This is a genomic window from Planotetraspora phitsanulokensis (genome assembly GCF_016863295.1).
GTDB classification, from domain to species: Bacteria; Actinomycetota; Actinomycetes; order Streptosporangiales; family Streptosporangiaceae; genus Planotetraspora; species Planotetraspora phitsanulokensis.
In genome coordinates, this window is record NZ_BOOP01000004.1 from 94234 (window position 1) to 107616 (window position 13383).

Annotated in this window: 12 protein-coding genes; 9 read left to right on the top strand and 3 right to left on the bottom strand. The window is 71.7% G+C overall.

Going from position 1 to position 13383, the window contains the following annotated elements; all coding sequences use genetic code 11:
• Nucleotides 1-39: 39 nt before the first annotated feature.
• Nucleotides 40-2367 carry a carbamoyltransferase HypF gene (gene hypF, locus Pph01_RS06085; RefSeq protein ID WP_204071963.1) on the bottom strand — a complete coding sequence of 776 codons (2328 nt, stop codon included), beginning with the start codon at nucleotides 2365-2367 and terminating at the stop codon, nucleotides 40-42.
• Entirely contained in the window at nucleotides 2357-3304 is a 948-nt protein-coding gene (locus Pph01_RS06090) for an NmrA family NAD(P)-binding protein (RefSeq protein WP_204071964.1), read from the bottom strand. The genes hypF and Pph01_RS06090 overlap by 11 nt, the downstream gene beginning before the upstream one ends.
• A 431-nt stretch (nucleotides 3305-3735) precedes the next feature.
• Between Pph01_RS06090 and Pph01_RS06095 the strand changes: the two genes are divergently transcribed.
• The 7 genes from Pph01_RS06095 to Pph01_RS06125 all read left to right on the top strand — a co-directional run bounded on the left by Pph01_RS06095 (nucleotide 3736) and on the right by Pph01_RS06125 (nucleotide 10702).
• Nucleotides 3736-4233, top strand: coding sequence for a DUF5709 domain-containing protein (locus Pph01_RS06095; RefSeq protein WP_204071965.1), 498 nt, complete (start codon nucleotides 3736-3738; stop codon nucleotides 4231-4233).
• A gap of 584 nt (nucleotides 4234-4817) precedes the next feature.
• Nucleotides 4818-6263, top strand: coding sequence for an alkaline phosphatase PhoX (locus tag Pph01_RS06100; RefSeq protein WP_239116470.1), 1446 nt, complete (start codon nucleotides 4818-4820; stop codon nucleotides 6261-6263).
• Nucleotides 6264-6506: 243 nt separating this feature from the next.
• Nucleotides 6507-7100 (top strand): sigma-70 family RNA polymerase sigma factor, encoded by a 594-nt coding sequence (locus tag Pph01_RS06105; RefSeq protein WP_204071966.1) that lies wholly within the window; start codon nucleotides 6507-6509, stop codon nucleotides 7098-7100.
• Entirely contained in the window at nucleotides 7097-7879 is a 783-nt protein-coding gene (locus Pph01_RS06110; RefSeq protein WP_204071967.1) for an anti-sigma factor, read from the top strand. The genes Pph01_RS06105 and Pph01_RS06110 overlap by 4 nt, the downstream gene beginning before the upstream one ends.
• 60 nt (nucleotides 7880-7939) lie before the next feature.
• The gene (locus tag Pph01_RS06115; protein ID WP_204071968.1) at nucleotides 7940-9493 is read left to right on the top strand and encodes a molybdopterin-dependent oxidoreductase; all 1554 of its coding nucleotides are present in this window, start codon (nucleotides 7940-7942) and stop codon (nucleotides 9491-9493) included.
• 42 nt (nucleotides 9494-9535) lie between these two features.
• The gene (locus Pph01_RS06120; protein WP_204071969.1) at nucleotides 9536-10150 is read left to right on the top strand and encodes a fasciclin domain-containing protein; all 615 of its coding nucleotides are present in this window, start codon (nucleotides 9536-9538) and stop codon (nucleotides 10148-10150) included.
• Between the two features lie 294 nt (nucleotides 10151-10444).
• On the top strand, nucleotides 10445-10702 hold the full coding sequence (locus Pph01_RS06125; RefSeq protein ID WP_204071970.1) for a hypothetical protein: 258 nt from the start codon (nucleotides 10445-10447) through the stop codon (nucleotides 10700-10702).
• 4 nt (nucleotides 10703-10706) lie between these two features.
• Here Pph01_RS06125 and Pph01_RS06130 read toward each other — a convergent pair whose 3' ends face one another.
• The gene (locus Pph01_RS06130; protein WP_204071971.1) at nucleotides 10707-11867 is read right to left on the bottom strand and encodes a lactate 2-monooxygenase; all 1161 of its coding nucleotides are present in this window, start codon (nucleotides 11865-11867) and stop codon (nucleotides 10707-10709) included.
• Nucleotides 11868-12057: 190 nt separating this feature from the next.
• Here Pph01_RS06130 and Pph01_RS06135 point away from each other — a divergent pair, with 190 nt between their 5' ends.
• Together Pph01_RS06135 and Pph01_RS06140 are read left to right on the top strand one after the other, a co-directional pair.
• On the top strand, nucleotides 12058-12546 hold the full coding sequence (locus tag Pph01_RS06135; RefSeq protein ID WP_204071972.1) for a winged helix-turn-helix transcriptional regulator: 489 nt from the start codon (nucleotides 12058-12060) through the stop codon (nucleotides 12544-12546).
• 391 nt (nucleotides 12547-12937) lie between these two features.
• Nucleotides 12938-13354, top strand: a complete 417-nt coding sequence (locus tag Pph01_RS06140) for a hypothetical protein (RefSeq protein ID WP_204071973.1) — start codon at nucleotides 12938-12940, stop codon at nucleotides 13352-13354.
• Nucleotides 13355-13383: the final 29 nt, after the last annotated feature.

Consider the following 13383-nt stretch of genomic DNA (forward strand, 5'->3'; position numbering starts at 1 on the left):
CGCGACGCAAAGGATCCGCGCCGTCCGACCGGCCCGCCGTCACTCGCGCGCGGTCTCCGGCAGGTGGTCCCGTGCCGCGGCGACGGCCGCCTGGCCGACGCTGATCCCGCCGTCGTTCGGCGGCACCCGGACGTGTGTGAGCACCCGGAAGCCGCTCGCGTTCAGCCCTTTGGCGACCCGGCCGAGCAGGAGCAGATTCTGGAAGACCCCGCCGGAGAGCGCCACGGCCGAGACGCCGGACTCGTCGCGCAGCATCTCGCAGACGCGCACGACGACGTCGGCCGTCCCGTTGTGGAACCGGGCGGCGACGACGGCGGGCGCCACACCCGCGAGAAGGTCATCCGCCGCCGCCCTGACCAGATCAGCGCCGGCCACCACGACCGGACGCCCGGCCGAGACTCCCGCGCGGTAGGCGCCGTGTTCGGCGGGGTCGGCGTGCTGCTCCAGTTCGACCGCCGCCTGCCCCTCGTAGTTGATCGTGTCGCGCAGGCCGAGCACGGCGGACACCGCGTCGAACAGCCTCCCCGCGCTGGAGGTCGTCGGGGAGTTCACCCCGGCCCTGCCGAGCCGGAGGACGTCCGCCCACGCCGCCTCATTTCGGCGGACCACGTCCAGCCCCTCAGGCGGCCCACCGCCGTACGCCGCGTCGAGATAGGCGGCCGCCATCCGCCACGGCTGCCGGATCGCCGCGGTTCCGCCCGGCATCGGCACCGGTGCGAGGTGGCCGAGCCGCCGGAAGGAGACCAGGTCGGCTAGGAGGAACTCGCCGCCCCAGATGGTGCCGTCGGCGCCGTAGCCCAGACCGTCGAAGGCCACGCCGAGCACCGGTCCCTCCTCCCCGTTGTCGGCGAGGCAGGACGCGATGTGCGCGTGGTGGTGCTGCACGCCGACCGAGTCGACGCCGGTCATCTCCAGCGCGTGCTTGGTCGACAGATATTCGGGATGCAGGTCGTGCGCCACGAGTTCGGGGCGGACGTCGAAGAGCCTGGTGAAGTGGTCGATGCCGGTGACGAAGGACCGCATCGTCTCGTAGTTCTCCAGATCCCCGACGTGGTGAGAGACGAACGCGTGCCTTCCCTTGACGAGGCAGAACGTGTTCTTGAGCTCGGCGCCGCACGCGAGGATCGGCCTCCTGGCCGGCCGGCTGAGCCGTACGGGGTCGGGCACGTGGCCCCGGGAGCGGCGCAGCACCGCCTCCCGGCCGAGGAACGGACGCACGACGGAGTCGTCGGTGCGGATGTGGATGGGCCGGTCGTGGACGAGGAAGGCGTCCGCGATGCCCGCGAGCCGCTCAAGCGCGTCGGCGTCGTCGTAGGCGATCGGCTCGTCGGACACGTTCCCGCTGGTCAGCACGATGGTGGTGCCCAGCTCCGCGAGCAGCAGGTGGTGGAGGGGCGTGTACGGCAGCATGAGGCCGAGCCGGCGGTCGCCCGGAGCCACCGAGTGGGCCACGGCAGGCGCCCCCGGCAGCCGTCCGGTCGCGGCACCCCGTCGCGGGAGAAGCACGATGGGCCGGGCTCGGCCGGTGAGCGACGCCACGGCGCCCTCGTCGAGCTCGCAGAGCGCCGCCGCCGTCTCCACGTCGGGGACCATGACGGCGAACGGCTTGTCCTCGCGGTGCTTGCGGGCCCGCAACGTCGAGGCGGCCGCCTCGTCGTCGGCTCTGACCGCCAGGTGGTAGCCGCCGAGGCCCTTGATCGCCACGACCCCGCTCCCTCGCAGCAGCGCGGCGGCGGCCCGCAGGGGATCACCCGGGAGTTCGGCCCCGTGCGCGTCGACCAGCCGGAGCCGGGGACCGCAGTCCCAGCAGGAGATCGGCTGCGCGTGGAACCGGCGGTCGCCCGGGTCCGCGTACTCCGCCGCGCAGGCAGCGCACATCGGGAAGGCCGCCATCGTCGTGTTCGGGCGGTCGTACGGCACGTCGCGCACGATCGTGAACCGCGGCCCGCAGTTGGTGCAGTTGATGAACGGATAGCCGAACCGGCGGTCGGCGGGATCGGCGAGCTCGGTCAGGCAGTCGCCGCAGGTCGCGGAGTCAGGGGAGACGAGGGCCTGCCGCGGCCCCGAACCGTCGCTGCCCACGATCGTGAACTCACCGCCGCCGTCGGGCTCGCCGGACCTGACGGTGACCCGTTCGATCTCGGCGAGCGGAGGGGCGTCGCGTTCGAGGGCGGCCAGGAACGCGGCGATCCCGGCCGGTGTCCCCTCGACCTCCACGAACACGCCGCCCGCGTCGTTCCCCACTCGTCCGGCCAGGCCGAGCCGGGTGGCCAGGCCGTACACGAAGGGCCGGAAGCCGACGCCCTGGACGACGCCCTCCACCCGCACGTGCCGGCGTATCGGCCCGTCGAGTGGCTCAGTGTGCATTCCGCGGGCCTTCCGGCCCGACGAACAGATGGGCGTGTTCCACGACGAACCGCTCCACGGACTGGGCGGGCGTCCCCGTGACCTCCTCCACGGTCCCGGTCGACCGGTCGTACCGGTTCTCGCGATGCAGCCGGGCCATCGTGATGAGGTGCTGAGTCACGTGGGGCGGCAACTCCGGATGGGCCGCCAGCCGCTGCGCCCAGACGTCGGGGGGCACGTCCACATAGGTGACGGGTTTGCCGAGCGCGCGGGAGTACTCGGCGGCGATGCCGTTCATGTCCTGCGACCGCGGCCCGGTCAGCTCGAGCACCTGGCCGATGTAACGGTCAGGATCGTCCAGGACGGCCAGGACCACGCGGGCGACGTCGGCGGCGGCGACCGGAGACGTGCGGCCCTCGCCGAAGGGCAGCGGAAGCGTCCCGCTCTGCGCGACCGGCCGCGCGACCAGGCTCGTGAACAGCACGTTGTCCAGGAACGCCGTGGGCCGGACGTACACGACGGGGAGCCCGGACCACTCCAGCACCTGCTCGGAGAGCCAGTGCAACCGCTGCTGGCTGGACTCCTCGGTGCTCACCGCGGTCATCTGGGACACCGTCATCTGGGAGATGTTCACCAGCGCCTCGAGGCCGCCCCGCGCGCGGGCCACGGTGGCGACGGTCGCCGTCGCCTCCAGGTAGGAGGAGGACACGCTCAGGCTGAAGAACATCCGGGTGATGCCGTCGAGCGCCTCGGCGACGTGGTCGGGCCGTGTGAGGTCGCCCACCACCACGTCCGCGCCGATGGAGCGCAGATGGCCGGCGCGCTCGTCGTCGTGGTGCACCATCGCGCGCACCGGGACGCCCTGTCGGCAGAGCGTCTCGACGACCATGCGGCCGACGCCGCCACCTCCGGCACCGCCGCCCGCTCCGGTCACCAGGATCCGCGGCTTCGCCATCATCGGGCCCGCCCCTCCTCCGTAGAACCTGCCCTGACCTGCGGCGCAATCCTATGATCGCCCGAGCTCCCAGAGGCGGTACGGCACGGCACGGGCCAGCCCCGGTTCCCCCACAGCTCGGCGAAGACACTCCGCCACCCGTGATCGGAACGGGCCGGCCGGACGCCGCGGCCATGGCGGCGCCCTCTCCCTCTCCCGCACGGCGGGGCGGCGCCGACAGGCAGGACGGCGCCTGCAGGGTGGCGCCTGCGGGGTGGGCAGTGCCCGCAGAGCGGCACCTGCCGGTCGGCCCAGACGGGGGCGGCACTATCTTGCGAGACGATAGGAAAGCGCGCCGGCGCGGACGACGTCTGGCGGCGCGCAGGCGACTTTGACATGATCGGCCGCCACCGACCCAGGGTCACACCGATCATCACCGCGGAGGGGGCTTCCCGATGGCCGACCGAGACGACGACTTCGACGAGGATTTCCAGGAGGACATTCTGGAGGACGACGGCGTCCTCGAGCCCTCGGACTCCTTGCTGACCGACGACCTCGACGACGACCCACTCGACACCGGCCTGACCGCCGCCGAGCGCTGGTCGGCCGGCCAGCGCTACGGCACGACGGCCGCCGAGGCCGAGGAGGGCGAGTCGCTCGACCAGCTGCTGGCTGAGGAGGAGCCCGAACCCGACCCGGCCATGCTCGCCGGGCGCTGGGACGAGGCGGAGGCGCGCAGCGGACGGCTGATCGGAGAGGACGGCGATCGTTCCGGCGCGCTCCTGGGCCGTGACGTCGGCGTCGACGCCGGTGCGGCGAGCGCCGAGGAGGCGGCCGTGCATCTCACCGACGAGGACACGGACCGGGACGCCGAACTCGACGACCCCCTGGACGAGGATCTCGACGAGGCCCTCGCCAACCTCGCGGCCGACGAGGCCCGCGACGCCGACTGACGCAGGACACCCCGGCCGAGGGACACTCGCCCGGCCGAGGACATCGGCCGGGCGAGGACACCGGCGGAGCGGTCGGGCCCGTCCGCGCGCGCCAGCGAGAAGGGCCTCGCCTGCAGAAAGTCGGGAGGTTCCCCCGCGACAGGCGGCTCATCGGCCAGTCATCCCGGCCGTTGTGTTCGGCCCGCACAAGCGGGGCGACCTCGTCGCCGAGCAGTCTCTGATCCGATGGAGTCTTCAGAACATCTCGGCGATCGATGAGGCGCGCGCGGAGTTCGACGGCAGAGCGAATCCGCCACACTAGCCCGGCACCGGACTCCGTTTCCCCCGCGAACCATCCATGTCCTGAAATAGGCGCCGCTGTGTGCCATGTCGGGGAACTTTCCGCAGTTCAGAAAGACGGCGTTCCGGGAACCGCATCCTCACGCGCCGGGAATCCGGCCCCGGCCGGAACCCCGACGTGGCCGATCGTTGGCCGCCCGTTCACCTTCGCGTACTAAATACGGAAGTAACCGTTAAGTCAGACGGAATTGGGTTTCATTATCTGCATCCACTATCTGAACTTTTATGTCCAGAAAGGTGCACTTGTGAACTCTCCCATTTCCCGTCGAAACCTTCTCCGTTCCGGCGCGGTCGGCGGTCTGGGCATCGCCATCGTCGGCAGCATCGAGGCGATCGCCGGCCCCACGGCGGCGCAGGCCGCCCAGGCGGGCGCGGGCAGGACCGTCGGCTACGGGCCCGTCGTCCTGGACCCGAAGGGCCTTCTCTCGCTCCCCCGGGGCTTCTCCTACAAGATCGTCGCCGAGGCGGGCAAGACCCTCCTCGAGACGGGCCACCCCACGCCCAGCGACGCCGACGGCACCGGCTGCTTCCGCGGGCCCAAGGGCTTCGTCCTGGTGAACAACCACGAGATCGGCGGGGGCGAGCCGTACGGCGTGCCGCCTCTCGCGGGACTGACCTACGACCCGGGCGCCCAGGGCGGCACCACCAACATCGAGGTCGACAAGCACGGGAACCGGGTCCGCGAGTACGTCAGCGTGGCCGGCACCCACAACAACTGCGCGGGCGGCATCACGCCGTGGGGCACCTGGCTCACCTGCGAGGAGACCGAGCAGCGCGCCGGCGGCGTCTTCCAGAAGGACCACGGGTACGTCTTCGAGGTCGACCCGTTCGACCGCAAGGCCAACCAGAACCCGGTCCCGCTGAAGTTCCTCGGCCGGTACGCCCACGAGGCGGTCGCGGTCGACCCCCACACCTCCGCGATCTACCTCACCGAGGACGCCGGTAGCCCGAACGGGCTGTACTTCCGCTGGCTGCCCCCCAAGCACTTCCACGGCCGCAAGGGCGAACTGCGAGAGCTCGCGCTCGGCAAGGGCGGCGACACCGCGGGCAAGCTGCAGGCCATGAAGTGCTCCAAGGGCGGCAAGCACATCGGCGACCTGTCGGAGGCCACCACCCCGGGCACGCGCTACAAGGTCACCTGGGTCGACGTCCCCGACCGCGACGCCAAGACCGTCTCGGTGCGCAAGCAGTTCACCGATGACCAGATCACCCGCAGCCGCAAGCTCGAAGGCGCCTGGTGGGGCGACGGCGGCGCCTACTTCGTCGCCAGCTACGCCCGCCATGACGACGGCAGCCGCAACGAGCACGACGGCCAGGTCTGGTTCTACGACCCCGACTCCGAGACGATCACGCTCAAGACGATCTTCGGTGTGAACCCGGACCCGGAGGCGGACACCAACTACGACGGGCCGGACAACATCACCGTCTCGCCGTACGGCGGCGTCATCCTGGCCGAGGACGGCGAGGGCCTGTCCCACCTGGTCGGCGTCACCGAGGGCGGCAAGCCGTACGCGCTGGCTCGCAACGAGCTCAACGACAGCGAGTTCACCGGCCCCACGTTCAGCCACGACGGACAGATCCTGTTCGCCAACATCCAGTCGCCCGGTTACGTCTTCGCCATCACCGGGCCCTGGGGTCGCAAGGACGACCACGGCCACGACCACGGCGGACACGGTCACGACCACCACTGAGCCGCCACGCCGGTCGCCGGGGACAGGTGCGTCCCCCTCGACCGCCCCAGGCACCTCCCCTGCCTGCGGACCGCGGCCGCGACGCCGCCCTCTCCCGTTCGGGAAGGGCGGCGTCGTGCATCCGGCCGTCGTTCATGCGCCGCACTAATGGGACCAATCCGACGGCCGTTCGGCTCCGAAGTCTGGTCGGCAGGTTCTGTCCGGTGATTTGATCGGGTCACTCGACGCCGCGAGGGAGTTCGCATGAGGCCGGAGGATGAGGCGCCGCCGGAGGGTCGGCCGCATGCCGCCCCGCCTGAGCTGGAAGACCTCCTGCGCTGGGTGGCGCGGGGTGACCGGGACGCCTTCGAGCAGGTGTACGCGCTGGTCGCGGGACCCGTCTTCGGCATGGTGCTGCGCGTCGTCCGTGACCGGGCGCAGAGCGAGGAGGTCACGCAGGAGGCCCTGGTGGAGGTGTGGCGCGCCGCGGCCCGTTACGACCCGGAGCGGGGCTCGGCGATGGCGTGGGTGATGACCATCGCCCATCGCCGCGCCATCGATCGCGTCCGTTCGGCTCAGGCGGGGGCCGACCGGGAGACCCGCGTGGCGCGGATGGACGTGCACCGGCCGTTCGACGAGGTGGCCGAGTCGGTGGCCGCCCGCTTGGAGCAGGAACGGCTCCGGCGCTGCCTGGGAGGATTGACGGATCTTCAGCGTGAATCGGTTACTTTCGCCTATTACGGTGGATACTCCTACCGGGAGGTCTCCGAGCTGTTGAAGGTTCCGCTGGCGACGGTGAAGACACGGATGCGAGACGGGCTGATCCGCCTGCGCGACTGCCTGGGGGTGGAGCGGTGAGCGTCAGAGGATCCGACGTGCACGCGCTGGCCGGGGCCTACGCCCTGCACGCCATCGACGACGACGGCGAGCTGCGTCTGTTCGAGGAACACCTGTCGGGGTGCGCCGAGTGCGCGCAGGAGGTGCGCGGACTCGCCGAGACGGCCACGCGGCTCGGGCTGGCCGCGGCCGTCGAGCCCCCGCCCGCGCTGCGTGATCGGATCATGGCGGAGATCGGTCAGGTCCGTCAGCTGCCCCCACTGGTCGCGCCGTCGCCGAGTATCCGGGAGTCCCGCTCCTCGGCGGAGCGGCGAAGCCCCCTGGCCGGGTGGCTCCGCTGGCGGCCCCGGCTCGCGGCCGCGCTCACCGCGACGGCGGTCGCGGCCGCGGTCCTGCTGGGGGTCGTCGCGGTCAGGACCCAGGCCGGGCTCGACGAGCTGCGCGCGACCGACCGCGAGGTGACCGCCGTGCTCGCGGCGCCGGACGTGCGGTCGGCCACGGCTCCGTCGGGAGCCGCGGGCGGCACCGTGGTGGTGTCCCGGTCCCAGGGCAAGATGGTGTTCGTCGCCTCGGGGCTGGCCTCTCTGCCGGACAGCCGCACCTACCAGCTCTGGCAGATCGGCCCGGAGGGAGCCCGCTCGGCGGGCCTCCTCCGCCCGGACGGCACCGGCCACATCTCTCCCGTGGTGTCCGCGACGGTGGACGGAGCCACCACGGTGGGAGTGACCGTCGAGCCCGCGGGAGGCTCGGAGCAGCCCACCACCCAGCCGCTCCTCCTGCTCGACCTGCCCCAGGCCTGAGCGCCTGACTCCGCTCCGCGACAGACCAATCCGAATGCGTGAGGGCTCCGAAGCCCTCATGTGACAGCTGAGAAACGGGTTCACTCCCCGATCGCGGCGGCCGTCTCCGGCCTGCTGTCGGCGGCGGCGGCCCTCGGCGCGGCGGAACTGGCCGCCGCGCCGCTCCGGCCGCAGGCGAGCCCCCTTCTCGCTGTGGGTTCGGCGTTCATCGACCTCACCCCCGAATGGCTCAAGGATTTCGCGATCCGGACGTTCGGGGCCGATGACAAGACCGTCCTGCTGCTCGGCCTGGTGGCCGCGGTGGCCGCGTGCGCGATCGCCGCCGGTCTCCTGTCGACCCGCCGGCCCCGCCTCGCGGCCGGGGGGCTGATGACGCTCGGCGCACTCGCCACCGTGGCGGCGCTGTCGCGCCCCGGCGCGGTGCCCGCCGACGCGCTGCCGTCCCTGGTGGCGGCCGTCACCGGCGCTTTCGCCCTTCACGTGCTGCGCCGGGCGCGCCGACCGCGCCCACCGCGCCCTGGCCTCCCGGCGCCGGCAGAGGCGCCGCGTACCGACAGAAGGGCACTGCTGCGGACGGGAGTCGCGGTGCTGGGCTTCGCAGCAATCAGCGCCGCGACCGGGCGCATGGTGAACGGTGCACGCGACGCCGCCGCCGGCGGTGGGGGTCTCGCCCTGCCCCTTCCCTCTGACCCCGCGCCGCCGTTGCCTTCGGGCAGCGACCTGCGTCTGCCCGGACTGAGCTCCTTCACGACGCCGAACAGGAGCTTCTACCGGGTCGACACCGCCCTGGTCGTCCCGCGCGTGCCGTACCGGGACTGGCGGTTGCGCGTCCACGGGCTCGTCGACCGGCCCGTGGAGCTGACCTTCGACCAGGTACTCTCGCGGCCACTGGTCGAGCGGGACATCACGCTCACCTGCGTGTCGAACGAGGTCGGCGGCCCGTACACCGGGCATGCGCGGTGGCTCGGCATCGATCTGGCCCGGTTGCTCCGAGAGGCTGGCGTACGGTCCGAAGCCGATCAGATCCTCTCGCGCTCCGCCGACGGGTGGACCTGCGGCACTCCCGTGGAGGCCGTCCTGGACGGCCGCGACGCGCTGCTCGCCGTCGGCATGAACGGCGAGGTGCTCCCCGCCGCGCACGGCTTCCCCGCCCGCATGATCGTCCCAGGCCTGTACGGCTACGTCTCGGCGACCAAATGGGTGACCGAGATCAAGCTCACGCGCTTCGCCGACGAGCAGGCCTACTGGACCCGCCGCGGCTGGGCCGAGAGCGCCCCGATCAAGACCGCCTCCCGCATCGAGGTGCCCAAGCCGTTCGCCCGCATCCCGGCCGGCCGTACGACCGTCGCCGGGACCGCCTGGGCCCAGCACCGCGGCGTGGCCGCGGTCGAGGTGCGCGTCGACGAGGGGCCGTGGACGCGGGCCCGGCTCGCTCCGTCGCCGACCCCCGACACCTGGCGGCAGTGGCACCTGGACTGGTCGGCCACTCCCGGCGACCACCACCTGGAAGTCCGCGCCATCGACGCGACCGGCCAGGTCCAGCCGTCGCAGCGGACGCCGCCGTTCCCCGAGGGCGCGACCGGACGGCACTCGGTCCTCGTGACCGTCTTATGACCATTCCCGCCATCTGTCCGACCGATCAGAAGGAAGATCAGCATGAGGAAGACCCTGCTCGCCCTGCCCGTCCTCGCCGGCGCCCTGTGCCTGTCCGCCGCGTGCGGCGGCGACGCGGAGACGACCCCGGCGTCCCCCGCCGCCCCGGCCACCCAGGCGCCCGTGTCCCAGGCTCCGGCCGCGGCCATGCCGTTCGGCACGGCCTGCTCGGCCGTGCCGACCTCGGGCGAGGGCAGCTTCAGCGGGATGGCCGACGACCCGGTGGCGACGGCCGCGTCCAACAACCCCGTCCTGTCCACGCTGGTCACAGCGGTGAAGAAGGCCGGGCTGGTCGACACGCTCAACTCCGCCGAGGACATCACCGTCTTCGCGCCGACCAACGACGCCTTCGCCAAGATCCCCAAGAACACGCTGGACAAGGTGCTGGCCGACAAGAAGACGCTCACGAACATCCTCACCTACCACGTGGTGCCCGGCCGCAAGACCCCGGCCGACCTGGAGAACGGCTCGTTCACCACGCTGGAGGGCGCCAAGGTGACCACGACGGGCTCGGGCGAGACGTTCACGGCGGGCGGCGCCAACGTCGTCTGCGGCGACGTCCCGACCAGGAACGCCACCGTCTACATCATCGACACCGTCCTGATGCCGGAGAGCTGACCCTGTTCCGGTTCGCGCGGGTATTCCGGGTCGCGCGGGCCGCGGCATCGCCCTTTCTCCAGGGAGGGCGATGCCGCCCGCAGGTCCACCGGGCGGCGGGACCCTCTCACCGCCATCCTTCGCCGAGGAACCTGCGCACGTGGCCCACGGTGACGTCGAGACGGCGATCACCGTCATCGCGGCAAAGTGCTCGTCAACTGGCGTTACCGGAGACGCCGGGCCGGGCATCGCGGGCATACGACGTGATTCACCGCCGCCGTTCGACTCGTGCTCTACACGCCTCAGGAGGACGCCATGGCCAACCGATCGCACGTCGTCGCCACGGTCCGCCAGCGGCTCGACGAGCCGCAACGGGTCACCCTGCCGCTGGTCGGGGCCGTGACCGTCCCGCCGCCCGACCGGCTCGTGTTCTACGCGGTTCTGGGCCTGCTCGGCGTCATGGAGATCGTCGAATGGCCGATCGTGCTCATTGTCGGCGCCGGCCACTTCCTCGCCGAACAGCACCGCTATCCCGTCCTCATGCAGCTGGGCGAGGCCGCCGAGGCGGCGTGACGGATCACGAGGTGAGCGTCTCCGAGGTGATCTCGCCGATCGCCGGGATACCGCACACCATCATCGTGATCTCCAGGTCGGCCAGCAGGCTGCGGATCACGTGCCGGACTCCCGCCTCACCGGCGAGCCCGAGCCCGTAGACGTAGGGACGGCCGAGCAGGACGGCCCGGGCTCCCAGAGCCAGCGCCTTGATCACATCGGACCCGGTGCGGACCCCGCTGTCGAACAGGACGCCGACCCGATCCCCGACGGCCGCCGCGACCGTGGGAAGGGCATCCAGCGAGGCGATCGCGCCGTCGGCCTGCCGTCCGCCGTGGTTGGAGACGACGACGCCGTCCATTCCGGCGTCGGCGGCGCGCCGGGCGTCGTCGGCGTGCAGGATGCCCTTCAGGATGATCGGCCCGTTCCAGTGGTCCCGCAGGAACGGAAGGTCCTTCCAGCTCAGCGAGGCGTCGCCGAAGATCTCCGTCCAGGCGAGGGCGGCCTCGCGCAGGTTGTGGTCACCGATCGGAGAGCCGACCGCCTTCTGGAAGACTGGGTCGGTGACGTAGTTGGCGATCCCGACGCCGCGCAGGAAGGGGAGATAGGCCTGGTCCAGGTCGCGCGGACGCCATGCGAGCGTGTGATTGTCTAACGTGACGACCAGGGCGCGGTATCCGGCCGCCCGCGCCCGGTCGAGGAAGCTCTCGGCCAGGTCGCGATCCTTCGGCCAGTACAACTGGTACCACCGGGGACCGCCCGCGCTCGCCTCCGCCACCTGCTCCATCGAGTGCGCGGCGGCCGTGCTCAGCACCATGGTCGTCCCGAGGCCGGTCGCCGCGCGGGCGACGGCGAGCTCGCCGTCGGGGTGCATGATCGTCAGAACGCCCACCGGTGCGAGCAGAACCGGTGCGGCCATCCGCTCACCGAACAACTCCAGCGACGTGTCGGGTTCCGAGACGCCGCTCAGCATCCTCGGGATGATGCGGCGCCGCTCGAAGGCCGCACGATTGGCGCGAGCGGTGGATTCCGTGCCCGCGGCCCCGGCGACGTAGGCGAACGCCCGGGGCTCGAGCCGCCTCTCCGCCGTCCGCTCCAGGGCGTCGAGGTCGGTGGGCAGGGCGGGCAGCACGCCGTCGAGCCCGCGGAAGTAGATTTCGCGCTGGTAATCGGCGAGCACGGCCATGACCGCCTCCTTTCGGGGCCCGCCTCCGTTCCATCGGCGCTGCCGCGGCAGGGCGGTCCGCGAGGATCTTGCACGTGACGACTAACCGTCTCACCTCATAACTTGCAATATGCAAGCCCTCGATACCGCCGACCCTACGCCTTAGACTCGAGCCGGGGCAAGATAGCTTGGCACTCTCATGGAGGCCGACGTGACAACCCGTGAACAGGTGTCCGCCCCCTGCCCGATCGGGCGAGCGGTGGGCCTGCTGGGCGAACGGTGGACGTTACTGATACTGCGCAATGCCAACCTGGGGACGACCCGGTTCGACGCGTTCCGCTCCGAACTGGGCATCGCCGACAACATCCTTTCCAACAGGCTCGCCCGGATGGTCGACGCGGGCCTGCTCGCTCGCGTGCCGTACCGCGACGGCGGGCGGCCCCGTCACGAGTACCGCCTCACCGCCGCCGGGGCCGACGTGCTTCCCGTGCTGCACGCTCTGGCGGCCTGGGGGCAGGAGCACACGAAGCCGGGCGAGCCGTCCGCTCCGATGCAGGTGATCCACCGGGCCTGCGACCACGCCACCGCGCCCAGCGACATCTGTGACCACTGCGGGGAGCCGATCCGGCGTGAGGACGAACTGTGGCTGCGCCCCTGGCGTTCGGCCGAGCCGTTCCCCCTCGCGGAGCCGGTCGCCTGATCAGCACAGGACCACCTGGCCCCCAGAACGTGACAGGTACAGGGTGGCGAGCGACGTCCATGCCACACCGTCGTCTTCGAGACCGGTGACGTCCACCTTCTCCATGTTCATTTGCCGCTCCGATCGTCACGGCTCGCGTGCGGAAACCTCTCGACCACGCCGTCCATCGCGAAATGCGCCTGTCGGCGTCGATGGTCGGGCGGCTTCACCAGGGGACGCCCGGCCCGCTGCGCGCTGCGGGAATTCCAGATGCGGCCGCGCCCGGGACGCCCGACGCGGGCCGTAGTCTCACCGGTATGAATCTTGGACGGTTGACGCGGGCCTGCCGGACGGATCTCGAGGCCGGGCTGGGCATGGCTGCGCCGTCGTCCACGAGGTCCCGGTGCGGGGCGTGCGCGTCCGTGCAGGCACGATGAGCGCGGATCTCGAAACGGGGGCACGCCGATCCTTCGGTCTTCGTCTGCCTGCGGCACTGCTGGCCTGCGTGGCGGTGCCCGTGGGGCTGATCACGCTGCCCTGGGCGGTGTTCGTCATCGTGGTCTTCGTGGGACAGATTTCTCAGGGCGATGACGGGGCCTGGTCCGGACTGATGGCGATGGGCCTCCCCCCACTCATCGGGTACCCGGCGGCGGCCGTGTTGTGGTCGCACTCTCGCCGGGCCGCGACCCGTCGCCGGGCATGGGTCCTCGCGCTCCTGGGCGTCATCGCGATCGTCGCCGTCTCGTTCCTGCCCGTCTTCGCGCTCGGGTACGGCTTCTACGACGAATGGCGGGAGACCCAGCCCGGCGGCCGCGGCTACCACCCCTGATACCCGCCCGTCAGCCGATCCGCCCGGTG

Coding starts and splice junctions, on each gene's coding strand:
- Pph01_RS06105 (WP_204071966.1), top strand. CDS start 6,507: ATGAGGCCGGAGGATGAGGCGCCGCCGGAGGGTCGGCCGCATGCCGCC.
- Pph01_RS06090 (WP_204071964.1), bottom strand. CDS start 3,304: ATGATGGCGAAGCCGCGGATCCTGGTGACCGGAGCGGGCGGCGGTGCC.
- Pph01_RS06125 (WP_204071970.1), top strand. CDS start 10,445: ATGGCCAACCGATCGCACGTCGTCGCCACGGTCCGCCAGCGGCTCGAC.
- Pph01_RS06130 (WP_204071971.1), bottom strand. CDS start 11,867: ATGGCCGTGCTCGCCGATTACCAGCGCGAAATCTACTTCCGCGGGCTC.
- hypF (WP_204071963.1), bottom strand. CDS start 2,367: ATGCACACTGAGCCACTCGACGGGCCGATACGCCGGCACGTGCGGGTG.
- Pph01_RS06120 (WP_204071969.1), top strand. CDS start 9,536: ATGAGGAAGACCCTGCTCGCCCTGCCCGTCCTCGCCGGCGCCCTGTGC.
- Pph01_RS06095 (WP_204071965.1), top strand. CDS start 3,736: ATGGCCGACCGAGACGACGACTTCGACGAGGATTTCCAGGAGGACATT.